The following is a 24375-nucleotide window of genomic DNA, read 5'->3' as shown; positions in this document are numbered from 1 at the left end:
AGCACTACGTAGCAGACGAGCCTGAACGAGTGGTTCGGGCCGGAAGCCCACAACGGAAGTCGCCTCAGCGAGACCCCGATGTGGTGAACGAGAGGAAACGGAATGTCGAGAATTGGTAAAAAGCCGATCGCCCTTCCCAAGGGAGTCACGTTCGCCGTTGACGGTAACACCGTCAAGGTGAAGGGGCCGAAGGGCGAAGTTGCGAATCACATACCTGCCGGCGTCACGCTGGCGCAGGAAGACGGGCACCTCGTAGTGAAACGCCAGGACGAAGAGCATCGCGCGGTGCACGGACTGGTCCGCGCGCTGGTGAACAACGCAGTTGAGGGAGTCACTAAGGGCTGGACCCGCGAATTGGAAATCGTCGGAATTGGCTACCGTGCGGAAATGAAGGGCAAGGGCATTGTGGTGTTCACGCTAGGTTATTCGCACCCGATTGAATATCCGCTTCCGAGCGGCATCGAGGTGGCGATCGATCCCAAGCAGACGAAGCTGACCATCACAGGAATCGACCGACAAAAGGTCGGCCAGGTTGCCGCAGAAATGCGCGGCCTGCGTCCACCCGACCCATATAAGAACAAGGGCGTACGCTACTTCGGCGAACGGCTGAAGAAGAAGGTTGGCAAGACTGGCGCGAAATAAAGATTAGAAACAGTCCCACCCTTCGCGTAAGACGCGCGAAGGATAGGGCACCCAGGGTGGGGCACAGGATACGAAGATGATTACGAAGACAGCGAAGAACGAGACGCGGGGCCGGGTTCACAAGCGGATTCGGAAAAAGGTTCTGGGAACGACAGAGCGTCCGCGCCTGAACATTTACCGCTCGGTCAGCCATATCTATGCGCAGGTAATCGACGACTCCAAGGGTGTAACCCTTGTTTCGGCTACCTCGCTGGAGGCGGGCAAGGCGAAAGACGGGAAGTCGCACGTCAGCGGCGGCAATCTTTCCGCGGCGAAGCAGGTGGGCAAACTGGTGGCGGAGCGCGCGAAGGAAAAGGGCATCTCCAAGGTCGTATTCGATCGTGGCGGATACCTCTACCACGGACGCATCAAGGCATTGGCGGACGCGGCCCGCGCAGGCGGACTGCAGTTCTAAAGCCCAGGTTAACCGTCCAAAAGAGGGACGGTGAACCTGGGGCACAAGAGATCTCGGCGCAAAGCGCCAGGGGAAGAGTGAAGAAATGGCAATCGCGAAGAGGAAACTCGATGCCGGCGACTTCAACCTGAAGGACCAGGTGGTCAGCATTAACCGCGTGACCAAGGTCGTGAAGGGCGGCAAGAACATGTCGTTCGCCGCGCTGGTCGTGGTCGGAGACCCGGGTTCCGGTGTCGTTGGCTACGGCTCGGGCAAGGCGAAGGAAGTTCCGCAGGCCATCCGCAAGGGAATCGAATCGGCGAAGAAGAACCTGGTGAAGGTGAACCTGAACCCGACGACGATTCCGCACGCCGCGCTGGGACGCTACGGCTCGGGCATGGTGCTGCTGAAGCCGGCGCCCGAAGGAACGGGAGTGATCGCGGGCGGCGCGGTTCGCGCGGTGATGACCTCGGTAGGCATCCAGAACGTGCTGACGAAATCGATCGGTACGACCAACCCCCACAACGTGGTGAAGGCGACGTTCGACGCGCTGCGCAAGTTGCGCGACAAGAACGAAGTTGCCGCCATGCGTGGCAAGGCTGTGGAGGAACTGTAAGCCATGGCTCGCAATCGAAACAAAGTCGAGAAGAAGCAGGCGCCCTCCGGAACGAAGCTCCATCTGAAGTACGTTCGTTCCGCGATTTGCGCCCCGGAAAAGCAGAAGCTGGTCGTGAAAGGGCTTGGCTTTACGCGGCTGTACCAGGTGATCGAGCGCGAAGACACGCTATCGATCCGCGGGATGGTCGCGAAGGTGCCGCACCTGGTCGAAATCGTCCAGCCTGCAGGCAAGTAAATTTCGCGGATTTTGTGTCCGCCCTCACAGATTATTGACGCGATGAGCCAGTAGGCTGTCGCAACTGGGATTGAGAAATGAATCTTTCGACGATTCGCAAACCGAAGAATTCGACGGAGAAGCGCAAGCGTGTGGGCCGCGGCATGGGTTCGGGCATGGGTAAGACCTCGACCCGCGGTCACAAGGGGCAGGGCTCGCGCTCGGGTTCGCGCCTGATGCGCGGTTTCGAAGGCGGCCAGATGCCTTTGCATCGCCGGTTGCCGAAGCGCGGCTTCACCAACATTTTCAAGAAGGAATACACGCTGGTGAACCTGGCCGTTTTGGGTGATCTTGGCGAGACGACGGTGAACCCCGAGGTGCTCTACAATCGGGGTATCTTGAAGTCACGCACCGGCATGGTGAAGGTCCTGGGTACCGGCGAGCTTTCGACTGCGCTCACGGTTTCCGCCCATAAGTTCTCCGCTTCGGCGCAGGAGAAGATCACGAAGGCTGGCGGCAAGGCCGAAGTCATCGCTTAACCGTTCCGCGCGCCAGGCGCGCCGGAACAATGAGGCCCTATGTTCGAGAAATTCGCGAACATCTTTAGAATCCCGGATCTCCGCAAGCGTGTTCTCTTCACGCTGGCACTGCTGGCTGTGTACCGCATCGGCGGTCACTTGCCGACTCCCGGTATCAATACCAGAGTTCTCGAAAACCTATTCAACCAGCAGGGCGGCACGATGCTGGGCTTTATCGATCTGTTCAGCGGCGGATTCCTTCGGCGCATGACGATCTTTGCCCTCGGCATCATGCCGTACATCACCGCCTCGATCATTCTGCAACTGCTTACCGTGGTGTATGAGCCACTGAAGCGACTGCAGAATGAAGGTGAACTCGGGCGCAAGAAGATTACCCAGTGGACGCGCTACCTGACCGTCGTTCTGAGTGCGCTGCAGTCGACTGCCATCGCGGTTACTTTGGAGCGCCAAGCCGGCGTCGTGTTGCATCCGGGATTGCGCTTCGTTTTGATGACAATCCTGACCCTGACGACCGGGTCGGCGTTCATCATGTGGCTGGGTGAGCAGATTACCGAGCGCGGAGTCGGCAACGGCATGTCGCTGCTGATTTTCGCCGGCATCGTCGTGGGTCTGCCACGGGCCGTGGGCGACCTCTACACCAAGGTCAGAGACCAGGCTTGGGGCGCGATGACCGTTCCCGGGATGCTGTTCCTGATTGCCGTAATGATCGTGGTGGTGGCGTTCATAGTCTACGTGGAACGTAGTGAGCGGCGAATACCCGTGCAGTACGCGAAACGCGTGATCGGACGAAAGGTCATGGGCGGGCAGAGTACGCACCTGCCGCTGCGTGTCAACTCCGGCGGTGTGATGCCTGTCATCTTCGCGTCCTCGGTGCTGACGTTGCCGCAGACGCTTGGGATGTTCCTGAAAGGGAAAAATGCTCATCTCGATGACATGGTCGCGGCCATGAACTGGGGCGAGCCGCTTTACACGTTGCTGTACGCACTCGGGATTATTTTCTTTGCCTACTTCTATGTTTCGATCGTTTTTAACCCGAGCGAGGTCTCGGGGAACATGCAGAAGTATGGCGGATTCATTCCAGGTATCCGTCCGGGGAAACGGACGGCCGATTACATCAACGACATTCTGACCCGAATTACATTTGTCGGGGCGTTGTACCTGATCGTGATCTCGATCATTCCAGAATGGATGATCGCGGGCATTCACCTGAACCATTTGCCGGTATGGTTGGGGGGCAACTTCTTCGAACGATTCCCCAATTTTGTCCTCAACGGTTTAGGCGTGAACTTTTATTTCGGCGGTACATCCCTGCTGATCGTAGTTGGCGTTGCGATGGACACGGTCAACCAGATAGAGGCGCAATTGCTGATGCGTCACTACGAGGGATTCACGCCGAGAAGTGGCAGGATCCGCGGCCGAAGGTGGTAAGCAGGAAATGGTGGGGGGCCCGGGGCAGTAACTCGCATCCCGGAGGCGCACCATGGAGACGAAGACCACAGATGTTGCGGTTTCAACAGAAGCAAGGAACGCTAAGTTAGTGGGCCCCGTCATTTTGCTGGGACCTCCCGGCGCCGGAAAGGGAACGCAGGCCAAGAAGATCGCGGAGATTTATGGAATCCCGCAGATCTCGACTGGCGATATCCTGCGAGCCAATGTGGCGCTTGGGACGGAACTGGGAAAAAAGGCCAAAGAAGTGATGGGGCGGGGCGAACTGGTTCCCGACGACCTGGTCAACGCCATGGTCGCCGACAGGCTGGCGCAGAGGGATTGCGACCGGGGATGCATCCTCGACGGTTTCCCGAGGACGGTTCCCCAGGCCAGGTGGTTGGATAACCACTTGAAAACGAAGTTCTTTGATAATGAGCGAGGGTGCTCGCTGCCGCCGATTGTGATAGAGGTAAAGATTGAGTATAATGTTCTATTGCAACGGCTTACCGGACGTCGTTCTTGTCCCACCTGCGGGCGGATTTACAACGTTCACTATCAGCCTCCTAGAGTTAACGGCATCTGCGATGTCGATGGGTCGAAACTTGTCATTCGACCGGACGACCGTGAGGAAGTAATCGTCGAGCGCTTGAAGGAGTATGAGAAGAAAACTTGTCCCTTGGTCGAGTATTACGAGGCCTCGGGGCGGTTGCGCGTGGTGAATGGAGATCAGGCGGTAGACGTAGTCGCTGCGGACATACTTAGAGCAATCGAGAATGGCAATCGTTTGTAAGTCTCCTGGCGAGATAGAGAAGATGCGGCGTGCTGGCCGCATCGTCCGCCAGGTACTGGATACGGTCAAGGCGCTGGTCGCCCCGGGTGTCAGCACGATGGACCTGGAAAAGGCCGCGGAGAAGAAGATCCGCGAACTGGGCGCGAAGCCGGCGTTCAAGGGTTATTACGATTACCCGTGCGTGCTTTGCACGTCCGTGAACCAGGAAGTGGTGCACGGAATACCGTCGGAATCGAGGGTGCTGCGCGAGGGCGATATCGTTTCGATTGATTGCGGTGTCGTGCTGGACGGCTACTACGGCGATTCGGCGGTCACAGTTCCGGTGGGCGAGTCGGTCGGTCCCGAGCTTCGTAAGTTGCTGGAAGTGACGGAGCAATCGCTGCAGAAGGGGATCGAAGCGGCGCGCATTGGAAACACGATCGGCGATATCGGCGCGGCAGTGCAGGAAATCGTCGAGGCAAACGGATTCAGCGTGGTTCGGGAGTTCGTTGGACACGGCGTAGGGACCAAGTTGCACGAGGACCCGCAGGTGCCAAACCACGGCGTTCGTGGGCACGGTCCGAAGTTGCGCGAAGGCATGGTGCTGGCGATCGAGCCGATGGTGAACGCCGGGGGGCCTGCAGTCCGGGTCCTGGACGATAAATGGACGGCCGTAACCGAAGACGGACGTCCGAGCGCGCACTTTGAGCACTGCGTCGCGGTAACAAAAGATGGGCCGGTGATTTTAACGGTTTAATTGTGAAGTTGAGAACTGTTGTTTTAGGAACTGAATGAGCAAAGAAGACGCGATTGAAGTGATGGCCGTGGTAATCGAGCCGCTGCCCAACGCCATGTTCAAGGTCGAACTGGAGAACAAGCATCAGGTACTGGCGCATGTCTCCGGCAAAATGCGCAAGAACTTCATTCGTATCCTTCCCGGGGACCGCGTGGCGGTGGAACTTTCGCCCTACGACCTGACCAGGGGACGAATTGTGTATCGGTACAAATAGTTCTTTTGCGGTAGAAGAAAAAGAATTACGAAGAACTGATTTTTGAGAACTGAGAACTGACATGAAGGTACGGGCATCGGTAAAGAAAATTTGTGACAAGTGCAAGGTCATTCGCCGCCACGGCGTGGTGCGGGTGATCTGCGAGAATTCCAAGCATAAGCAGCGTCAGGGCTAGAACCCGCCCGTGTCGCTTGCGCGACAAAGGGCAGGGCACACAGGGAGTAGAGGAATATGGCACGTATTGCAGGCGTGGATTTGCCGCGCAACAAGCAGGCTCGGATCGCCTTGACTTACATTTACGGCATCGGGCAGCCGCGCGCGCGCAAAATCCTGGACACCGCGAACGTTGACGCGTTCAAGGCCATCCAGGATTTGAGCGAAGAAGAGGTCAACCGCATCCGCCAAGTGATCGAGAACGAGGGCGGCGTCGAAGGCGACCTTCGCAAAGACATTTCGATGCACATCAAGCGGCTGATCGAAATCGGTTCGTACCGCGGCTTCCGTCATCGCCGCAGCCTGCCGGTTCGCGGACAGCGTACGCACACGAACGCGCGCACCCGGAAGGGGCCGCGCAAGGGCACAGTCGCCAATAAGAAGAAGGCGAGCGCCAAGACATAGTTTTTCTGTCCACATTTGCTAAATGAGGCAAATGTGCGGCACGGACAGGTCACTTTAGATTCCGGATTGGATTTTGCGAAATGGCTAAAGCACAGGCTGGCGCCGCCGCCGGCGCCGAGAAAAAGGGCAAGACCAAGAAGTTCAAAAAGAAGGAGCGCAAGCACGTCCCGCATGGGCTCGTGACGATCAACGCTTCTTTCAACAACACCATCGTCACGATCTCGGATCCGACTGGCAACGTCCTGTCGTGGAAGAGTTCGGGCTCGCTGGGTTTTCGGGGATCCCGCAAGGGCACTCCATTTGCCGCCCAGCAGGCCGCGATGAACGCCGCGAACATGGCTCGCGACCACGGGTTGCGTAGCGTCGACGTTCGCGTCAGCGGTCCTGGATCGGGCCGCGAGTCGGCTATCCGAGCGTTGGCTGCCGCCGGACTCGAAGTGCGTTCCATCAAGGACACCACTCCGGTTCCGCACAACGGCTGCCGTCCGGCAAAGCGACGCCGCGTGTGATTGGTAATTTGTGATTTGTAATTGGTAATTTCAATTACCAAATTACAAATTCCGCAATTGGAAATGTATGGAGCGGGATGACCGGAGTTCAACCTCCCGTAAACCGCTCGGCAACTGAATAAAGTTAAGGAGACAAAGAGTTGGCACGTTACAAAGATGCAGTTTGCCGTCTTTGCCGCCGAGAGGGCATGAAGCTGTTCCTCAAAGGCGCAAAGTGTTTCACCGACAAGTGTCCGGTGGAGAAGCGTAATTTTGCTCCCGGCCAGCATGGCCGCGATCGCAAAGCGAAGATTGTGGGGTACGGTTTGCAACTTCGCGAAAAACAGAAGGCAAAGCGAATCTACTTTGCGCAGGAAGGCCAGTTCCGCAACTACTTCGAGAAGGCCGCCAAGACCAAGGGCGTGACCGGCGAGATGCTGTTGCAGCAACTGGAACGGCGTTTGGACAACGTCGTATTCCGGCTTGGTTTCGCGCAGGCGCGCCGTCAGGCTCGCCAACTCGTGCGTCATGGCCACGTTGCCGTGAACGGCCGGAAGGTAAACATCCCATCGTTCCAGGTGAGCGTTGGCGATGAGATTGCGATTCGCGAGAACAGCCGCAAACTGGTCGTGCTCGAGGCTGCGAAGGAATTCGCGAGCCATCAGCCGGCTCCGGCGTGGCTTGAGATCAATCGCGATGCCTATACAGGCCGCGTGCTGGCATTGCCAAAGCGCGAAGACATCAACCTGCCGGTGAACGAGCAGCTGATTGTCGAGTTGTACTCGAAATAAGTTTTGTGCCCCACCCCGCCGCAGTTGCGACAGGGTGGGGCGGTTGCGCGACATTCGTTGTTTTGTCTTTGGCTCAGGGTCTTGCGAAAGACATTTGCAGGTTCGACGAAGTTTGGATTAACCCGCGGAGCACGGCTAGCCCGTCTCCGCACCTCATCTCGGTCCAGATCAGCCGGCTGCTGTCCCTGGCGGCTGCGCCAAATGACCGAAGAAGGAGAACTCAATGCTCTGGAAGGGCTTTCAAAAGCCGAAGCGTCTTGCATTTGACAGTGAATCGCTGACCGACAAGTACGGTCACTTTTGGGCACAGCCGTTCGAGCGTGGTTTCGGTACCACGATGGGCAACGCGCTCCGCCGCGTGCTGCTCTCGTCCATCGAGGGCGCCGCGATCACGGCCGTGAAAATTGAAGGCGTACTACACGAATTCCAGTCCATCCCCGGCGTGGTCGAGGATGCGACGGACATCATCCTGAACCTGAAGCAGATCCCGTTTAAGCTGAATGGCGACGCGCCGAAGGCTATTTATCTGCGCGCCGACCAACCCGGCGTCGTAACCTCGGGGATGATCGAAGCTGACGCCGATGTCGAGGTCCTTGACAAGGACGTCTACATCGCGACCGTGAGCGAAGGTGGCAAACTCGACATGGAAATGCGGCTGAAGAAAGGCCGCGGCTACGTCTCCGCCGACAAGAACTTCGACGAGGACCTCGGCATCGGATTCATTCCGATCGACTCGGTGCACTCGCCGGTTCGCAAGGTGAACTACTCGGTGGAGGCAGCCCGTCTCGGACAGATCACCGACTACGACAAGCTTTCGATCGAGATTTGGACGAACGGTTCGGTCATTCCGGCCGACGCGCTCGGACTTGCTGCAAAGTTGCTGAAGGATCACATGAACATCTTCATCAACTTCGAGGAAGAGGTCGAGACGGTTTCCACCGAAGAGCGAAAGCCGGAGATCCGTAACGAAAATCTCAACCGTTCGGTGGAAGAGCTGGAGCTTTCGGTTCGCAGCTACAATTGCCTGAAGAACGCGAATATCCAGACCATCGGCGAACTGGTGCAGAAAACCGAAGCCGAAATGCTGAAGACGAAGAACTTCGGTCGCAAGTCGCTCAACGAGATCAAGGAAATACTGACCTCGATGGGATTGAGCCTTGGTATGAAGATCGATGAGCACGGTAACGCCGTTCCGACCGCGCAGAGCACGCCTGCGCCGAGCAGCATCTATCCGCCGCCGTACTCCGGTGAGGGCTCGGGCTTCTAAGGCTTAACGGACCCACATCTGCCAAAAGAGGGCAGGTGTGGGGCCCCAGTACAAGATCAAAGAAATTTATCCAGCGCTTGCTGGGACAGAGGAATCAGTCATGCGTCATCGAGTTGGTGGTTGGAAACTGGGTCGGAAAACGGATCATCGCCGCGCGTTGCTGCGGAACCTGGTCACGTCGCTGATCATCGAAGAACGGATCGAGACGACCGTGCCCAAGGCAAAGGCCATGAAGCCGCAGGTCGAGAAGATGATTACGCTGGGCAAACGAGGCGACCTCGCCGCGCGTCGTCAGGCGGGTTCTTACCTGATGACCCGCGAGGCGGTGGAGAAGCTGTTTGAAGTTGCACCTCGTTTCGGGGATCGCGAAGGCGGCTACACTCGTATAATCCTGTCCGGCGTCCGGAAGGGCGATGGCGGGCAGAAGGCATTCATTGAACTGCTCGGCGCGGAGAAAGTCATCGACGCCAAACGCGAGAAGCGTGCGGAAACCCGCGCGAAGCGCGCCGAAGAGCTCAAGAAGCAAATGGAGGCCGAGCAACAAGCGGCAGCCGAACAACCCGAAGGCGGGGAAGAAAAGTAGATTAAGATCGTTCGTCGACTTCTTTGCTGTCAAGAAGCGAGGGATCCGCTGTTTCAAGCGCGCTGATCATCGGCGCGCTTTTCCTTTTGCCATTTCGAGCACCTCGATGAATCGCGTCGTCTCCACGCTCGACCGTGTGATACAACCTCGACATGGTCGCTGAATCGCCTGCGCCAACCCAGCCGCGCAACGTCCATATCTTTGGCGTCACATCATTCCTCAACGATACGGCGAGCGAGATGGCGTACTGGATTTTGCCTGCGTTCCTCGTGTCCCTCGGGGCGGGCCCTGCGACACTCGGCATCATCGAGGGCATTGCTGAGAGCGTGGCATCTTTCGCCAAGCTTTTCTCGGGCGTCTGGACCGACCGGATTCGCCGCCGTAAACCGCTCGTGGTCGGCGGTTACTTTGTAGCAAACGTCGTCAAACCGCTGCTGACAATTGTGACTGCGCCGTGGCAGGTGCTCGGCATTCGTTTCGCAGACCGTCTCGCGAAGGGGGTACGCGGTGCTCCACGCGATGTCATGCTCTCGGAGTCGGTTCCGCCGGAGCGCGTTGGTTCGGCGTTCGGAGTTCTACAGGCGATGGATTCGGCGGGAGCGATCGCAGGCCCGCTGCTTGCTATCGCGATCATGGCCAGTTTTTGGGGGCGCCAGTTCGGGCCACGCGCCGTCTTCCTCGCCGCCGTGATTCCCGGCGTGCTCGCGATTTTCGTGGTGAGCCTTGGGCTGCGTGAGACCGAACACAAGCCGCCGAAGAAGAGTTCTATTTTTGGCGACGCTACGCGTCTGCCTGCGTCGTATGTTTACGTACTATTCGCGATCGCGCTCTTCTCCATCGGGAACTCCAGCGATATGTTTCTCGTGCTTCGTGCGCAGAGTATAGGTATCCCTGCCTCGCATGCGCCGCTGCTCGGATTGATTTTCAACATCACATACACTGCCGCCTCCTGGCCCGCCGGACGCATCAGCGACCGCACGGCGAATGCCGGCAGTCTCTCGATGTGGCGTTACGGTACCTGTGCCGTCGGGCTGCTCATCTTCTCGGGTGTCTACTTTGCCTTTGCGCAAGCGGCCTCGCGCACGGTGCTTTACATTGCGATGGCATTTTACGGTTTGTACTATGCACTAACGCAACCGGTGCTGAAGGCTATCGTTGTGGACACGGTTCCCCGCGAGACACGCGGACGAGCGTTTGGCATCTACTATTTCGTCACGAGCGTCGCCGCGCTGCTCGCGAGTGTCGCCACGGGAGAGGTCTGGAAACACTTCGGAGCGCATGTTCCGTTCATGATTTCCGCGAGTCTCGCCGCACTCTCCGCAATGATGCTGCTGGTTGTGCCGAAACTCTTTCGCAAGTAGTTCGCCAGAGACTCCTCTGCACTCTTGCTTCCTGCTTGTTCGGACAGTCCTGCCGTTTGAACCAGGCTCCGATCACGATCATGATCGGAAACTGGAAGTTCTTCATGAAGCACCCGGAGATCGCGCGGCGCTGGACAAGATGGGGTTCAATAAAGACCAGGAGCAAGGTTCAAGGCGCAAGAGCGCAGTTGCAGGCTGTGCCTGGTACGTCAAGAACTCACGTTCTCCGGCATCTTTTGCGGGGTGCGCGCCCGAAGAACCGTCAAAATCAGGAATTGAAATATCAGCGCGCCGACGCTGTCGAGCAGAACGTCCCACCAGTTTCCTGTGCGCGTCGGGTCACCCATCTGGTGAACTTCATCGGCGATTGCGACCAGCGCGGTGCAAACGATGGCGAGCGCGGCCCATCGCCACTGCCAGAGATATGCGAACAGCCGATGTCCGGCGGGAACAACCCTCTTGCGCAGGATAGTTTCTGTTCCGTGATAAACGTGTTCGGTCCCGCGAAAGGCACGGAAGAAGAAGTAGCTCATCAGGCCAAAGCCGATGAAATGTCCCACCTTGCGGCCCATCTCGTGAATGTGATCAATCTGGCTGTAGCTGAGGCCGGGGAGCATCCTGTGCAGGATCGGATCGACGATGCTACCGGTTCTTGTAGCCGAGAGGAATGCCGACTCGAGCGCTATCACAATCATCCAGCAGATGGCTGGAATCCAGTAGCGGAAAACTGCTTCTTTCGTCAGCTTCGGCATGATTACGAGCGATCCCTTTGAGGAGCAGATTTTGAGCAGCGATGGAGTTCCGGAAATCGGGGAACTCGGGAAAGCGGGGTTGCGCTGGGAGCGACAGGTCGTCCACGCTCTCGGAATCGACTCCACTGCCTAGTATTACACGCTGACACATTCTCCTTCATTTTCAATAACTTCGGTACGTGACTCAGGTCACCATTCGGTGTGATATCTGCGCCACTTAATACCAAAAGGCCGCCATTCGGGGATTCCTGGTTGGGAGATGGGTGCTTGAGGCCCTAGTATGCAAACTGTATTAGTTCGGGCGGCATCCGTGTTTGTATACCGGTCTAAGCGAAAGTTCAGCAATAGTACCCACCCTCTCGCAAAGGCGCGGGAAGAGTAAGGGAACAAGATTCCAGGCTTGAGGAAAGGCGGTTCATGCATAAGCCAGTTAAATACGTCGAGAAGGCATTCACCTATGGCGCGAAAGCGGCGTGGGCAGTGTTCGACAAGCTGAACAGCATCAACCAGAACGAATCGTTTACGCCGAAGTGGAGCGAGAAGCCGCTGCTGAAGTCGTACCAGAAGACGAAGCCGCCGCTGGGGTGGCCGCGCGCGACGGACTCGCTCTGCCCGAAGTGCGTGCCGGAGATTCGCAAGGACATTTTGGACGGCAAGCTGCCGTACGAGGTATTGCTGAACCAGCCGATCGGCGAGATTAAGGCGACGATCCTGGAGCGCGACGGGAAGATCCTGATGGTGAAGGATTGCCCTAAGCACGGACACTTCGAAGACGTGATGGCGATCGACGTGGATTTCTTCCGTCACCTGGAAGAGGTTTTCCCGGGGCGCGACATTCGCGCGCACAACGACGAGAAACTGCACAACCACGGCACCTCGACGGTGAAGTACGGCCGCGGCTCGGTGCTGACGGTGGACCTGACGAATCGCTGCAACATGATGTGCGACCCGTGCTTCATGGACGCGAACCAGGTCGGGTTCGTGCATGAGCTGACGTGGGAAGAGATCAAGATGGTGCTGGATAACGCGATCAGCATCAAGCCGAAACGGCAGATGAGCGTGCAGTTCTCGGGCGGAGAGCCGACATTGTCGCCGTACTTCCTGGACGCGGTGGCGTACTCGCGCAAGGTTGGGTACAACTCGGTGCAGGCGGCAACGAACGGGATTGAGTTCGCGAAGAGTCCGGAATTTTGCAGGCAGGCGGCAGAAGCGGGCCTGCGATATGCGTACCTGCAGTTCGACGGTATCGGCAACGCGGCGAACTCGCACCGCGCGGTCGGCAACCTGTTCGACGTGAAGCTGCGCGCGATTGAGAACCTGCACAGCGCGGGCGTCGATATCGTTCCGGTGACGACGATCGTGAACGGGATTAACAACGAGCAGGTGGGACACATCATCCAGTTCGCACTGGATAACCCGAAGAAGATCAGTTTCCTGTCGTTCCAGCCGGTTTCGTTTACAGGACGCGACGAAGAGATTACGGACGAGCGGCGCCAGGCGCAGCGATACACGCTGAGCCACCTGGCGCACGACGTGAAGAGCCAGACGGGACTGGGCGAGCCGACGCGCGACTGGTTCCCGATCTCGTTCATGTCGACGTTCAGCGACTGGGCGGATTTGACGCACGGTCCGAACGCGGACTGGGGATCGCTGAGCTGCGGATGCCACCCGAATTGCGGCGTGGGCATGGCAGTGATGATCGACAAGGAAACGAAGGAAGCAGTGCCGGTGACGGCGTTCCTGAATGGCGACCGCATTGCGAAAGACGTTGCGAAGGTGAACGATGCGGCGCGCGGCACGTTCCTGTCGAATCTCGGCATGGCCCTGGCCCTGGGGCGCAACTACGACCCGTTTAAGGCGCCGAAGCACTTCAAGTTTGTCGACCTGCTGAAGAAGTTCGACAAGACCTTTGGTGCGACGAAGACGGCGGCGCAGAAGTACGGCAAGTCAGACCCGACGCGCACAGAGCAGGATATCCAGAAGCGGCGACAGGACCGCTGGAACTTCCTGTTCATTGCGGGCATGTGGTTCCAGGATTTGTTCAACTACGACTTCCGGCGTACGGAGCAGTGCATCATCCCGTACGCGACGCAGGAAGGCGAGATCAGCTTCTGCGCGTATAACACGGGCGTGGGCTGGCGGAACATCATTGAGAAGATGCACATGACGGCTACCCTCACGAAGTGGTACGAGGAGCACGGGCGGCATGAGATCTTCGCGGGCGGCAAGAAGGTCGCGATGGAGAGCACGACGCACTCACTGAAGCTGAACGAGGAGCACGTGACGGCAGCCCGCAACACGACACTGGACGAGCTGGGCATTGCGAAGACGGCGCGCGAAGAGAAACTGCGTGCTCGCGACGCGAAGCAGGCATTGAAGGTGATCGATCCGCGGCAGGAAGCGGAGAACGCTCGCATGATGGCTCTCTACAAAGAGCATGTGCTGGGCGAGAAGCCGCAGTCGAAGGACGGGTTTGTCCCGCTGGGGAGCCTTGGGACGCCGAAGAAGAAAGAGGACGTCGCGGAGGAAGTGGCGGGAGATTAGTACTTCAGAGTAAAGCCCCATCCTGTCGCTTCGCGACAAGGGTAGGCATAGAGAAATCCTGATGATTACTGCGCAAGCCGGTCAGAAATGGCCGGCTTGTTTTTTAAGGGTGCTGGCGGATGAATTGTTCGAGCCAGGGGCGGATGAGGTCGCGGACCTGGCGGAAGGCGGCGGATTGTCGGCATCCGGAAAAGGCGGCGGGGTCGGGGAAACTGTGGTGGATGCGCTCTCCGGCGCCGGGGAAGACGGGGCAGGACTCGCGGGCATTGTCGCAGACGGTGATGACGTAGTCGAATTGCTGGCCGGCGAATTCGTCGACCGATTTCGAGCGGTGCTGCGAGATATCGATGCCGATCTCGCGCAGGACTTCCACGGCAAGACGATTCAATCCAACCGGGTGCGTGCCGGCGCTAAAGACTTCGAAGCGATCCCCAGCCAGGTGGCGCAGGATGCCTTCTGCCATCTGGCTGCGGGCGGAATTGCCGGTGCAGAGGATCAGGACACGTTTCATAGGCAACCAAGAATGCGCTTCGCTCAGGATGACACGGGTTGAGTGGAATGCTTCGTTGAGGGAACTTCTGCAGCAAAGTATCTGCGCTGGAAGTATAGGGCGACGTTTACTAATGCAATCAAAGCCGGGACTTCGACCAGTGGACCGATGACGGCGGCGAAGGCGGCTCCGGAGTTGATTCCGAAGACGGCGACGGCGACGGCAATAGCGAGTTCGAAATTGTTGCTGGCCGCGGTAAAAGAGAGAGTTGCGGTTTTTGAGTAATCGGCGCCGAGTTTGCGGCCCATGTAGAAGGAGACGAGAAACATGACGACGAAGTAGATGAGGAGTGGGACGGCGATTCGTAGAACGTCGAGCGGCAGGCGGACGATGTATTCGCCCTTGAGGGAGAACATCACGACGATAGTGAAGAGCAGCGCGATCAGGGTAATGGGGCTGATGCGCGGAATGAAATGATGCTCATACCATTCGCGACCACGGAGGCGCAGAAGCGTGAAGCGGGTGAACATTCCGGCGAGGAACGGGATTCCGAGATAAATGAAGACGCTCTCGGCGATGTCGCGCATGGAGACGTGGACGATGGTGCCACGCAGGCCAAAGAGCGGCGGCAGGACGGTGATGAAGATCCAGGCGTAGAGGGCGTAGAAGAGAACCTGGAAGATGGAGTTGAAGGCGACGAGACCGGCGGCGTATTCGGTGTCGCCGCGGGCGAGTTCGTTCCAGACGATGACCATGGCGATGCAGCGGGCGAGGCCGATCATGATGAGTCCAGCCATGTACTCGGGATACCCGCGCAGGAAGATGATGGCGAGGGCGAACATGAGAACGGGTCCGATGATCCAGTTCTGAACGAGAGAGAGGCCGAGCACGCGACGATTGCGGAAGACTTCGTGCATCTCCTCGTATTTCACCTTGGCGAGCGGCGGATACATCATGAGGATGAGGCCGGCGGCGATGGGGATCGAGGTGGTGCCGACATTGAAGTGGTTCAGGAAGCTTAGTGAGGCCGGCGAGAAGTAGCCGATCGCTACGCCGAGAGCCATGGCGGAAAAGATCCATATGGTAAGAAAGCGGTCGAGAAATGAAAGTCGTCGAGAGATGCCTGTCATAGGTGTCCTTTACGCGACGGGTGCAGGTGCTGGCGCACGCTGTAACGTTGTGAGTTTGGGAGCGCAGCAGGCGGAGTTGAGACGCGCGAAATCTTTCTTCATCTCGGGGTCGTGCGTGGCAGATTGCAGGACTGCGTCGAGGACGCCTGCCAGGTTCGAGTCCTTCGGACGGTTGATGCGATAGTGCATCCAGAGACCTTCACGGCGGGCGGCGACGAGCCCGGAGCGGCGAAGGTAGGCCAGGTGGCGCGAGATTTTCGGCTGGCTGGTTTTCAGTCCCTCCACTAAGAAGCAGACGCAGATTTCGTGATCGCCCATGAGGTTTAGCAGGCGCAGACGGGTGCGGTCGGCGAGGGTTTTCAGGAGGGCGTCGAGGGTGAGTTTCTTTTCTGACATATATGGGTTGACAGATATAATAGCACGGAACTATATTCGTGCAAGCATATGTAGTTGCATCGGGTAAGCGGGAATCTGGTAATCGAAAAGATCGACAGGAGAAATACGTGGAAAAAGAGAAGGTGTTGACGATTGTTAAGGAACGGTATGGCGCGATTGCTCGCGGTGAGCAGTCGGGCTGCGGATGCGGCAATAAGGATTATGTCGCAGGTGCGATTGGGTATTCGAAAGAGGACCTGGCGATTGCGGGCGATGCGAACCTTGGGCTGGGGTGCGGAAATCCGATTGCGATGTCGGAGATTGGGCCGGGAATGACGGTCCTCGATCTCGGTAGCGGCGCGGGTTTCGATGCATTTCTTGCGTGGAAGCAGGTGGGGCCGACGGGGCGGGTGATCGGCGTGGATATGACGGATGATATGCTGGCGCGCGCCAAAGAAAACGCGCAGAAACTGGGAGCGGCGAACGTCGAATTTCGTAAAGGGTATATTGAGAAGCTGCCTGTGGAAGATGCGAGCGTGGATTACATCATCAGCAACTGCGTGATCAATCTGAGCGCGGACAAGCCGGCGGTGTTTCGCGAGATGTTTCGCGTGCTGAAGCCGGGCGGGCGGATCGCGGTGAGCGATATCGTGCTGCTGAAGGAGTTGGACGAGCGCGTGAAGAATGATGTCGCCGCATATACCGGGTGCATTGCGGGCGCGAGCTATATGCAGGACTACGTTCGCATGATGCTGGAGACCGGCTTCCAGAAACTGGCCATTCCGGAAGTTCTCTACGGGTCGAAGTACGCCGAGGCGGTTGCGCCGAACGATGGTAAAAGCTGCTGCGGAAGTTCGATCGCCAATATGGCGTGGCGGGCGATTGCGAGCGTGAAGGTGCATGCGGTAAAACCGTAGGAAACGGTAAAGGGAAACGGCAAAACTGGGCGAAGTCAAAGGGCAGAGGGCAAAGGGCAAAACGAAAAGCTGCCATGGGCCTGGAGCAACCGAAGAACCGAAGATCGGGAGAAGCGAACAACATCGGAAGATCAGAAGAAGAGAAGTTCAAAAACGAAACAACGAAAAAAGGACTGACCATAATAATTGCCTAACACTGCGCTCATATCTTTGCTGTCGCTGGCGGCCGCTGTTTCGTGGGGGGCGGCCGATTTTTCTGGCGGATTAGCGAGCAAGAAATCGAATGTCTACGGCGTGGTGCTGGTCGCACACGCTGTAGGACTGGTATTTAACCTGGCGCTTGCGATCTTGTGGCGGGATCCGTGGCCGGGTGCTACATCCGTGCTCTGGGGCGTGGCGGCGGGACTGGTGGGCGCGGTGGGGTTGGTGTCGCTGTACCGGGCGTTGGCGATTGGAACCATGGGGGTCAACGCACCTGTTGCGGCAGTCGTGACGGGCATACTACCGGTTGCGTTTACTTTCCTGACGCTCGGTTTACCAACACGGCTCCAGATCGGCGGATTCGTGATGGCGCTGGTTGCGATCTGGCTGATCGCAATGCCGGCGGGCGACCTCGAACGGCCGAGGGGGCTGGGGCTCGCGATGCTTGCGGGTGTCGGATTCAGCGGATTTCTCCTCTTCATCAAACTGGCGGGCACGGTGGCGAAGTTCTGGCCACTGGTGGGAGCGCGCGCGGCGTCGCTGGCGTTCATGATCGTCCTTGCGAGCGGGATGCACGTGGAATGGAAAACGGTGCGGCCGTATTGGCGGGCGATGGTGTTCTGCGGAATATTCGATTCACTGGGGAACATTTTGTTCGTTTATGCGGCGACTCGCGGGCGACTGGATATTGCGGCGGTTCTGTCGTCGCTGTATCCGGCGAGCACAGTGATTCTGGCGCGGCTGATTTTGAAGGAGAAGATCGGGCGGGTGCAGGCGGTGGGGATTGCGCTGGCGCTGGCTTCGGTGGCGCTGATCGCGGCGTGAGAAACGAACGGCAAAACGGCAAAGGGAAAAACGGCAAACCAAAACAGCGCCGCTATTCCGCACAGCATGACACGTTAAGGCCAACCGAAGAAGCGATCACACCTGATACACTTTCTTCCTGATTTTCCGTGGGGGAATGATGATGCCATTCGTCGGCCGCATTCGCGGCGTTTTCTGCTTTGCAAGCCTGTTGTTCTTCCTTGTTACTGTTGCTAACGCTCAGACGGTTTCGCCGGATCAGTTTGCCGCGTTGCGGTGGAGGTTGATCGGACCGTTTCGCGCGGGGAGGGTGAGCGCGGTGGCGGGCGTGCCGACGCAGCCGAATGTGTATTACATCGGGACGCCGGGCGGCGGAGTTTGGAAGACGGACGATGCGGGGCGAACTTGGAATCCGATTTCGAAGCAAATCCCGGCGGCGTCTATCGGGGCGATGGCGGTGGCTGATTCGGATCCGAAAATCGTTTTCGCTGCGACGGGAGAGCAGACGCAAGGCGATGGAGTTTATCGCTCGAACGATGCCGGGGTGACGTGGACAAATATTGGCTTGCGGCAGTCGCATGTGATCACTGGATTGATTGTCGATCCGCAGAATCCGGACATTATTGTGGTGGGCGTAGAGGGAGATCAGACGTCGGGAGATCAGAGAGGGGTTTTCCGGACGACGGATGGCGGCAAGAACTGGCAGAAGGTGCTTTACAGAGATGAACACACGGGAGTGATGGACCTGGAGGTTGCGCCTGACGATCCGAAGGTGATGTACGCGACGATGTGGTTCCGGCAGTTTCCACCGATATCCGCCGCCGCGCGAGGACAGGAGCCGGCGAAGCAGGATGCGTATATCTTCCGTTCGACCGATGAGGGTGCTACGTGGACACAGGTGGCAGGGAAGGGCCTGCCAGGCGAACCGATGGGGCGCGTGGGAGTGTCGGTGGCGCCGGGTTCCGGCGGCAAGAGGATTTTCGCGATTGTGACGCAGGGACTGTACCGGTCGGACGATGGCGGCGAGAACTGGGTGAAGAGCACAACGGATCCGCGCATCCTGGGCAGTTGGTATTTCAGCCGGGTGTTTGTCGACCCGAAGGATCAGAACGTTGTTTATGTTGCGCAGACGACGATGTATCGCTCGGTCGATGGCGGGAAGACGTTTCATGGTTTTTACGGCGCGCCGAGCGGCGACGATATTCACATGATCTGGATCAATCCGCGGGACACCCGACAGATGCTGCTGGGCGTGGACCAGGGAGCGATTGTTAGCGTGAACGGCGGCCAGACGTGGAGTTCGTGGTACAACCAGGCGACCGGGCAGTTCTATCACGTTACGACAGATGACAGGTTCCCGTACCGCGTTTACGCGGCGCAGCAGGACAGCGGGACGGCGGCGGTACTGAGCCGCAGCGATTTTGGCGAGATCACTTATCGAGATTGGGCACCGACGGGCGGCTTCGAGTTTGCTTTCATTGCGCCGGACCCGCTGCACGAAAATATCGTCTACATCGGCGGATGGTATGGGAGCGTGCTGCGGTTCGACCGCATAACCGGGCAGATCGTTCATGTGCTGGTGAGGAGTGAGAAATATCGCACGGCGGGCATGGCGCCGATCATGTTTTCGCCGCACGACCCGCACGCGTTGTATGCAGGTGCCAACTACCTGCTGAGGACGACGGATGGGGGTATCACGTGGCAGGAGATGAGTCCGGACTTGACGGAACGGCCGCAGGCGGCGACCAATTTGCATATGCCGGGAACACCTCAGCACAATCCACCGGGGGTGATTACTTCGATCGCGCTCTCGACGGTGAAGGATGGCGTGATGTGGGCGGGAACGAATAATGGGCTGCTGCACGTCACAGAGGACGGCAAGACATGGAAGAACGTGACTCCGCCGGGGGTACCGGAGCGCAGCACGATCGAGGAGATTGAGGCGTCGCATCACGATCCGGGGACGGCGTACGTGACGGTCATCGTGCAGCAGGATATGCATCCACATGCGTATCGGACACACGATTACGGTGCGACGTGGCAGCCGATTGCGAATGGGCTGCCGGACAATACGATCATGCGAGTGGTTCGCGATGACCCGCAGCGCAAGGGCTTGCTCTACGGCGGAACGGAAGCGGGCATGTGGGTGTCATTCGATGACGGTGACCATTGGCAGAGCTTGCAACTGAATCTCCCGGTCGCCCCGGTACGTGACATTGCGGTTCACGGGGACGATGTTGCGATCGCGACATATGGGAGAGCGCTCTGGATACTCGATGATGTTTCGCCACTGCGGCAGTTGAATGCGAATGCGGAAGGCGTGCGATTGTTCCGGCCGGCAAATACTGTGCGCGCGCGGTGGGACATGAACCAGGACACTCCGCTGCCGCCGGAGACTCCGGCGGGGAAGAATCCACCGGATGGGGCAATCATTGACTATTACCTTCCGAGTGCGCCTTCGGAGGTGAGCCTGAAGGTGTATGACTCGCACCACAACCTGGTGCGGGAGTACTCGAGTCTTCCGGTGGAGATCGATAAGACTCCGCCGAATGCCCCGGAGTACTGGTTTGCGCCGCCGGCGGTGATGTCGAAGGGTAAGGGGCAGAACCGGTTTGTATGGGATCTGCGGTATCCGCCATTCAAGACGCTGCACTACGGGTATTACGGGAAAGAGTTGGACTACATCGAGTACACGCTTGCCGACCATGCGATTCCGGAGGAGACGCCGAGGGAGCAGCCGCAGGGACCGCTGGTGGTTCCGGGAGAGTACACGCTGGTGCTGACGGTAGACGGCAAGGAGTATCAACAAGCGCTGAAGGTGACGCTCGATCCGCGGGTTCATGTACCGCAGCAGGATTTGCAGGCGCAGTTGGATACGGAACTGAACATCGCGGCGCAGATGCGGGCGACGTATGCGGGATATGAGTACATGAAGGTCCTCAAGTCCGCGATTACTGAGAGACTGCAGTCGATCAACGGGGCGAAGCCTGAGTCGGACGAGCTAACGGCTCTGCAAAAGAATGTTGAGGATCTGGCGGAGGGGTCGGCGAAGGATCGCGGGCTTGGGCCGTTGAACCGGGACCTGGCGCGATTGGCGGAGATGATTGAGAGCGGAGATGCACGGCCGGCAGCGGCGTTGCAGAGCGGCGTGGAGCAGTCGTGTCGGGACCTCGGGAAGCGACTGGCGCAGTGGAGGGAACTGGAGTCGGGGACGCTGGTGACAGCAAATGGGATGTTGCAGAAGAAGGGGTTGGCGGTGCTGCCAGGGATGAAGGTGCCGGAAGGGCCGAGGTGCCAGTAGTAGAAGCTGCTCAGCAATACAGAAGGGGTTGGACCCACATCTTTTAACTGCGGCAGATGTGGGGCGCCGATTATGTACCGTGCGAGTCGAGAGAGAATGCATATCCCTCGACTTCGCCGCGGGAAATCGTTGCGGCTCCGGGATGACGACGTATTTGTAAAGCTCGGGATGACGAGTCGGTTTCAAAAGCAAAAACCTTCGAAGCAAAAAGGTGGCGGCCGCGAATCCGGCCGCCGTTGTTGAGAGAGAAGTTTAGAACGAGAACTGTGCCTGCAAGAAGAAGCGGCGAACCGCGACATCGCTGCCGAAGGGACCACCGGAAAGGGACTTAGAGATTCCGAAGTCCGGGGAGGCCAGGGTCGCGACCGGCGTGCCGTAGTTAACGCGACCAAACAAGTTCATGGCGTGCAGGCTCAGAGTCAGGTTGTAACGGTGAGAGGTGCCGCCGCCTCCGCCCCAAGGACCGTGTCCGCCGCCCCTCCCGAAACCTCCGGGACCGTGGTGATGATCTCCACCGCCACCTGGTTGCATACCGCCGCCGGGGCCGCCTTCTTTGCCAAATCCGAAGACCTTTGCGAAACGCATGTTCACGGTGAACGAAGCGGGGCCGGTTCCATAATTGACAGGAATCAGCGGTTCGCCTGGGGCGGGGCTTGGGTTGAAGTCCTCTGCCACGAGAGGATTGCCGGAAACTCCGTTCGCAAAAGCCGGGCGATCGTTGTAGATGGAGTCGCCGTTCAAGTCTTTCCCGACGGTGATGTTATACGGATGACCGGAGTTCGCGATGATGAAGGGGCTGAAAGTGAAGTGGTATGGCGCGTTGAATGAGCCGCCGAGGACGAAGCGGTTGCGAACGGAAAATGAAGCGCGCCCGTAGTCGGACATGAGGTTGTAAGGGTCTGAGGGGAAACTGCCGGCGCCCGAGGTGTTGCTGTTCGCGTAATTCAGCATGTAGAAGCTGAAGAGCGAGAACTTCGCGGTGTTCATGCGAACGTTGGCGATGAGTTGATTCTGGCGGAAAATCCCGGCGGATTCGTACTGATAAATGTTGTCGCAAGTACCGAGCGGGCGGTTAGCGCACTGGTCCAAGGGATCGTAAACAAGCGGAGCGTTGATGTTCTGCGAGAGGAAGGTGTGCTCGCCGCGGGAATTCAAGTAGGTGATCGATGCCGTTCCCGATTTTGTGACCTGGCGCTCGAGCGTAACCGCGGTCTGCATGGTGTAGGGGGAGCGGAGATTGGGAGCGATTCTGCGCACAGTGAGAGTCGACACGGGTGCCAGAATTGATTGATCGGGGACGTTTGGATAAAGACCCGCGAGGGGGCAGGAACCCGTATATTGTGAGTTCTGGACGTCACAACTAATGATGTACTGAACCTGGTTGACGCCGTTTTGGCGAATCGTATTCAGCAGCAGACCTTGCGAGAAGCGGTCGTAAAAGATTCCGAAGCCGGCGCGCAGGACGGTTTTCGGGGTGCCCTTGCTGCTGCCGAGGCCCCAGGCGAAACCGATGCGGGGCGCCCAGTCGCCGTGGTCGCCGATCTGGTTCTGCGATTCGAAACGCAGGCCGTAGCTAAGAGTGAAGTTCGGTCGGATGCGCCAATCGTCTTCGGCATAGACTCCCACATCGACGTAGCTCACGCTTGCCGCAGGGGTTCCGAAAGTCTGGGAAAACTGACTGGGCACGAGGGCTTGATAATCTTCCGGCGAATTGAAGGTCCACGTTCCGTTGAATCCCCCGGTGCTGACGTTGGTTTCGCGCGAGTAACGCAAGCGGCCACCATACTTGATGAAGTGCTTGCCGAGGGCCATCGAGGTGTAGTTCTGGAGTTCGTAACGGTTATTGATATCGGAGGAAGTTCCGATGCTGTTTCCGCCGGATGTGAAGGTGCCGGGAACCACTACTGTCGGCGAGTTATCGAGGGCGTACTCGTCGGTGTTGTCGCGAACGTACTGGAAGCGCGTTTCGTTGATGACACGGGTGCTGAGAACCTGGGTATCGCTTAGCTGCAATGTATGCCAGGTGTCGCGGCTGTTGTAGGCCTGCGAGGGCATGCTGAATGTCGAAATACCGTCGTTGTCCTCGTTGTCGCGGTTGAATTCGTATCGAGCTGTGAGGGTGTTGTTGGTTGAGAGCTGATAATCGACACGAGGGCTGATGCTGGTTCGGGAGTGTGTGTTCGGGACGGTGTCGCTGAAGGGCAGGAGCGTCGTCGGATCGTAGGCGTTGATGACGGATATGTTGTCGATGTTCCGCTGTTGCACGTTGAAGAAGAAAGATGCGCGCTTGTTGATGGGGCCGCTGACGTTGGCATTGATCATGCGGGTGTTGTAGTCGGGGGCTGGGCCCTTCACGAGCGGGCTCTTCGTATTCAAGACGGAATTGTTGTCCATGAACATGACCTGTCCATGGAACTTGTCGCTGCCGGGCTTGGTGAAGACTTCGACGCGGCCGTAGCCGAGGGAATCGAACTGGGCGGAGAAAGGATTCTGATTGACGCGGATCTCGCGGATCGCGTTCTTCGGCGGCAATTGGCCGTTGGTGAATCCGTCGATGTAGATCTGGCCACCATTGGGACCTGCGGACGGTCCGGCGAGTGCGTCGAGTTCGTTCTGTAATTCGTCGGGATCATCAGAGAGGGCTTCGAGGTCCTTGCCCTTGATCACCGTCTGGCTGGCGTTATGCGAAGCGCTCACTTCGACGTCAGTACCCTGGTCTTCGACGGTGACCTGTTGCTTTTCTGCTTGGATATCAAGTTGGGCGTCGAGGGTTTGACCCTCGGCAGAAACAATGACGTCGGTCAATTGATAAGGCGAAAAGCCTTTGGCGATCACGGCGAGGTTGTATTTGCCCGGCGCAAGATTCTTGATTTCATACACGCCCTGACGATTCGACTCAGCAGTGACGGTTTGGCCGGCAGGCGACGTCACTGTTACGGTCGCGCCGACTACTACGGCCCCGGAAGGATCGGTGACGATACCCCTGAGCCAGCCGCGACCGGTTTGAGCGGCGAGGTCAATCGAGAGCCCCAGGAACAGAAGAAAGAGTATAACTTTGAAGTTCTGCTTCACTTCATTTCTCCAAGATAACGACGAAAAA

The 24375-nt window shown here is 58.2% G+C and carries 25 protein-coding genes; 20 read left to right on the top strand and 5 right to left on the bottom strand.

The window, feature by feature from the left end; translation table 11 throughout:
* Positions 1-102 precede the first annotated feature (102 nt).
* From rplF to ROO76_15705, 16 genes are all read left to right on the top strand, one after another.
* Positions 103-642, top strand: coding sequence for a 50S ribosomal protein L6 (gene rplF / locus ROO76_15780; protein ID MDT8069625.1), 540 nt, complete (start codon positions 103-105; stop codon positions 640-642).
* A 76-nt stretch (positions 643-718) separates the two neighbouring features.
* A complete protein-coding gene (gene rplR, locus ROO76_15775; GenBank protein ID MDT8069624.1) occupies positions 719-1096 on the top strand; it encodes a 50S ribosomal protein L18 in 378 nt (125 codons plus the stop codon).
* Positions 1097-1181: 85 nt separating this feature from the next.
* The gene (rpsE, locus tag ROO76_15770; protein MDT8069623.1) at positions 1182-1691 is read left to right on the top strand and encodes a 30S ribosomal protein S5; all 510 of its coding nucleotides are present in this window, start codon (positions 1182-1184) and stop codon (positions 1689-1691) included.
* A 3-nt stretch (positions 1692-1694) separates the two neighbouring features.
* Positions 1695-1928 (top strand): 50S ribosomal protein L30, encoded by a 234-nt coding sequence (rpmD, locus tag ROO76_15765; protein ID MDT8069622.1) that lies wholly within the window; start codon positions 1695-1697, stop codon positions 1926-1928.
* A gap of 77 nt (positions 1929-2005) precedes the next feature.
* On the top strand, positions 2006-2446 hold the full coding sequence (rplO, locus tag ROO76_15760; protein MDT8069621.1) for a 50S ribosomal protein L15: 441 nt from the start codon (positions 2006-2008) through the stop codon (positions 2444-2446).
* Between the two features lie 39 nt (positions 2447-2485).
* On the top strand, positions 2486-3874 hold the full coding sequence (gene secY / locus ROO76_15755) for a preprotein translocase subunit SecY (protein MDT8069620.1): 1389 nt from the start codon (positions 2486-2488) through the stop codon (positions 3872-3874).
* Positions 3875-3926: 52 nt separating this feature from the next.
* Positions 3927-4664, top strand: a complete 738-nt coding sequence (locus tag ROO76_15750) for an adenylate kinase (protein ID MDT8069619.1) — start codon at positions 3927-3929, stop codon at positions 4662-4664.
* On the top strand, positions 4648-5400 hold the full coding sequence (gene map, locus ROO76_15745; GenBank protein ID MDT8069618.1) for a type I methionyl aminopeptidase: 753 nt from the start codon (positions 4648-4650) through the stop codon (positions 5398-5400). The genes ROO76_15750 and map overlap by 17 nt, the downstream gene beginning before the upstream one ends.
* Before the next feature lie 34 nt (positions 5401-5434).
* Positions 5435-5653, top strand: a complete 219-nt coding sequence (infA, locus tag ROO76_15740) for a translation initiation factor IF-1 (GenBank protein ID MDT8069617.1) — start codon at positions 5435-5437, stop codon at positions 5651-5653.
* Between the two features lie 61 nt (positions 5654-5714).
* Positions 5715-5828: a 50S ribosomal protein L36 gene (gene rpmJ, locus ROO76_15735; GenBank protein ID MDT8069616.1), complete on the top strand. Its 114-nt coding sequence runs from the start codon at positions 5715-5717 to the stop codon at positions 5826-5828.
* A gap of 56 nt (positions 5829-5884) precedes the next feature.
* On the top strand, positions 5885-6271 hold the full coding sequence (rpsM, locus tag ROO76_15730) for a 30S ribosomal protein S13 (protein MDT8069615.1): 387 nt from the start codon (positions 5885-5887) through the stop codon (positions 6269-6271).
* 80 nt (positions 6272-6351) lie between these two features.
* Positions 6352-6780 carry a 30S ribosomal protein S11 gene (rpsK, locus tag ROO76_15725; GenBank protein MDT8069614.1) on the top strand — a complete coding sequence of 143 codons (429 nt, stop codon included), beginning with the start codon at positions 6352-6354 and terminating at the stop codon, positions 6778-6780.
* 140 nt (positions 6781-6920) lie between these two features.
* Positions 6921-7550, top strand: a complete 630-nt coding sequence (gene rpsD / locus ROO76_15720; protein MDT8069613.1) for a 30S ribosomal protein S4 — start codon at positions 6921-6923, stop codon at positions 7548-7550.
* Between the two features lie 223 nt (positions 7551-7773).
* Positions 7774-8817 (top strand): DNA-directed RNA polymerase subunit alpha, encoded by a 1044-nt coding sequence (locus tag ROO76_15715; GenBank protein MDT8069612.1) that lies wholly within the window; start codon positions 7774-7776, stop codon positions 8815-8817.
* 100 nt (positions 8818-8917) lie between these two features.
* Positions 8918-9400: a 50S ribosomal protein L17 gene (gene rplQ, locus ROO76_15710; GenBank protein MDT8069611.1), complete on the top strand. Its 483-nt coding sequence runs from the start codon at positions 8918-8920 to the stop codon at positions 9398-9400.
* 152 nt (positions 9401-9552) lie between these two features.
* Positions 9553-10761, top strand: coding sequence for an MFS transporter (locus ROO76_15705; protein MDT8069610.1), 1209 nt, complete (start codon positions 9553-9555; stop codon positions 10759-10761).
* 209 nt (positions 10762-10970) lie between these two features.
* Here ROO76_15705 and ROO76_15700 read toward each other — a convergent pair whose 3' ends face one another.
* Positions 10971-11513, bottom strand: a complete 543-nt coding sequence (locus tag ROO76_15700) for a VanZ family protein (protein ID MDT8069609.1) — start codon at positions 11511-11513, stop codon at positions 10971-10973.
* A 417-nt stretch (positions 11514-11930) separates the two neighbouring features.
* Between ROO76_15700 and ROO76_15695 the strand changes: the two genes are divergently transcribed.
* On the top strand, positions 11931-14057 hold the full coding sequence (locus tag ROO76_15695) for a radical SAM protein (GenBank protein ID MDT8069608.1): 2127 nt from the start codon (positions 11931-11933) through the stop codon (positions 14055-14057).
* Between the two features lie 103 nt (positions 14058-14160).
* Here ROO76_15695 and ROO76_15690 read toward each other — a convergent pair whose 3' ends face one another.
* Genes ROO76_15690 through ROO76_15680 form a run of 3 tightly spaced genes read right to left on the bottom strand, consistent with a single transcriptional unit; the run spans position 14161 to position 16073 of the window.
* Positions 14161-14568: an arsenate reductase ArsC gene (locus ROO76_15690; protein ID MDT8069607.1), complete on the bottom strand. Its 408-nt coding sequence runs from the start codon at positions 14566-14568 to the stop codon at positions 14161-14163.
* A gap of 23 nt (positions 14569-14591) precedes the next feature.
* Entirely contained in the window at positions 14592-15677 is a 1086-nt protein-coding gene (arsB, locus tag ROO76_15685; protein ID MDT8069606.1) for an ACR3 family arsenite efflux transporter, read from the bottom strand.
* A gap of 9 nt (positions 15678-15686) precedes the next feature.
* Entirely contained in the window at positions 15687-16073 is a 387-nt protein-coding gene (locus ROO76_15680; GenBank protein MDT8069605.1) for a metalloregulator ArsR/SmtB family transcription factor, read from the bottom strand.
* A gap of 107 nt (positions 16074-16180) precedes the next feature.
* On the opposite strand from ROO76_15680, the gene arsM reads away from it, so the two are divergent.
* From arsM to ROO76_15665, 3 genes are all read left to right on the top strand, one after another.
* On the top strand, positions 16181-16969 hold the full coding sequence (arsM, locus tag ROO76_15675) for an arsenite methyltransferase (protein MDT8069604.1): 789 nt from the start codon (positions 16181-16183) through the stop codon (positions 16967-16969).
* Positions 16970-17155: 186 nt separating this feature from the next.
* A complete protein-coding gene (locus ROO76_15670; protein MDT8069603.1) occupies positions 17156-17995 on the top strand; it encodes a DMT family transporter in 840 nt (279 codons plus the stop codon).
* A gap of 136 nt (positions 17996-18131) precedes the next feature.
* Entirely contained in the window at positions 18132-21275 is a 3144-nt protein-coding gene (locus ROO76_15665; protein MDT8069602.1) for a glycoside hydrolase, read from the top strand.
* Positions 21276-21527: 252 nt separating this feature from the next.
* Here the strand turns inward: ROO76_15665 and ROO76_15660 are convergent, their stop codons facing one another.
* On the bottom strand, positions 21528-24347 hold the full coding sequence (locus ROO76_15660) for a carboxypeptidase regulatory-like domain-containing protein (GenBank protein MDT8069601.1): 2820 nt from the start codon (positions 24345-24347) through the stop codon (positions 21528-21530).
* Positions 24348-24375: the final 28 nt, after the last annotated feature.

This window comes from Terriglobia bacterium (assembly GCA_032252755.1).
Taxonomy (GTDB): Bacteria; Acidobacteriota; Terriglobia; order Terriglobales; family Acidobacteriaceae; genus JAVUPY01.
Note: the sequence above shows the minus strand (reverse complement) of the source record. Positions and strands in the feature narration are given on the sequence as shown.

Coding starts and splice junctions, on each gene's coding strand:
- rplF (MDT8069625.1), top strand. CDS start 103: ATGTCGAGAATTGGTAAAAAGCCGATCGCCCTTCCCAAGGGAGTCACG.
- ROO76_15665 (MDT8069602.1), top strand. CDS start 18,132: ATGATGATGCCATTCGTCGGCCGCATTCGCGGCGTTTTCTGCTTTGCA.
- rplO (MDT8069621.1), top strand. CDS start 2,006: ATGAATCTTTCGACGATTCGCAAACCGAAGAATTCGACGGAGAAGCGC.
- ROO76_15700 (MDT8069609.1), bottom strand. CDS start 11,513: ATGCCGAAGCTGACGAAAGAAGCAGTTTTCCGCTACTGGATTCCAGCC.
- ROO76_15705 (MDT8069610.1), top strand. CDS start 9,553: ATGGTCGCTGAATCGCCTGCGCCAACCCAGCCGCGCAACGTCCATATC.
- ROO76_15690 (MDT8069607.1), bottom strand. CDS start 14,568: ATGAAACGTGTCCTGATCCTCTGCACCGGCAATTCCGCCCGCAGCCAG.
- rplQ (MDT8069611.1), top strand. CDS start 8,918: ATGCGTCATCGAGTTGGTGGTTGGAAACTGGGTCGGAAAACGGATCAT.
- map (MDT8069618.1), top strand. CDS start 4,648: ATGGCAATCGTTTGTAAGTCTCCTGGCGAGATAGAGAAGATGCGGCGT.
- ROO76_15680 (MDT8069605.1), bottom strand. CDS start 16,073: ATGTCAGAAAAGAAACTCACCCTCGACGCCCTCCTGAAAACCCTCGCC.
- rpmD (MDT8069622.1), top strand. CDS start 1,695: ATGGCTCGCAATCGAAACAAAGTCGAGAAGAAGCAGGCGCCCTCCGGA.
- rpmJ (MDT8069616.1), top strand. CDS start 5,715: ATGAAGGTACGGGCATCGGTAAAGAAAATTTGTGACAAGTGCAAGGTC.
- ROO76_15750 (MDT8069619.1), top strand. CDS start 3,927: ATGGAGACGAAGACCACAGATGTTGCGGTTTCAACAGAAGCAAGGAAC.
- ROO76_15695 (MDT8069608.1), top strand. CDS start 11,931: ATGCATAAGCCAGTTAAATACGTCGAGAAGGCATTCACCTATGGCGCG.
- rpsM (MDT8069615.1), top strand. CDS start 5,885: ATGGCACGTATTGCAGGCGTGGATTTGCCGCGCAACAAGCAGGCTCGG.
- secY (MDT8069620.1), top strand. CDS start 2,486: ATGTTCGAGAAATTCGCGAACATCTTTAGAATCCCGGATCTCCGCAAG.
- ROO76_15715 (MDT8069612.1), top strand. CDS start 7,774: ATGCTCTGGAAGGGCTTTCAAAAGCCGAAGCGTCTTGCATTTGACAGT.
- rplR (MDT8069624.1), top strand. CDS start 719: ATGATTACGAAGACAGCGAAGAACGAGACGCGGGGCCGGGTTCACAAG.
- arsB (MDT8069606.1), bottom strand. CDS start 15,677: ATGACAGGCATCTCTCGACGACTTTCATTTCTCGACCGCTTTCTTACC.
- rpsK (MDT8069614.1), top strand. CDS start 6,352: ATGGCTAAAGCACAGGCTGGCGCCGCCGCCGGCGCCGAGAAAAAGGGC.
- rpsE (MDT8069623.1), top strand. CDS start 1,182: ATGGCAATCGCGAAGAGGAAACTCGATGCCGGCGACTTCAACCTGAAG.
- infA (MDT8069617.1), top strand. CDS start 5,435: ATGAGCAAAGAAGACGCGATTGAAGTGATGGCCGTGGTAATCGAGCCG.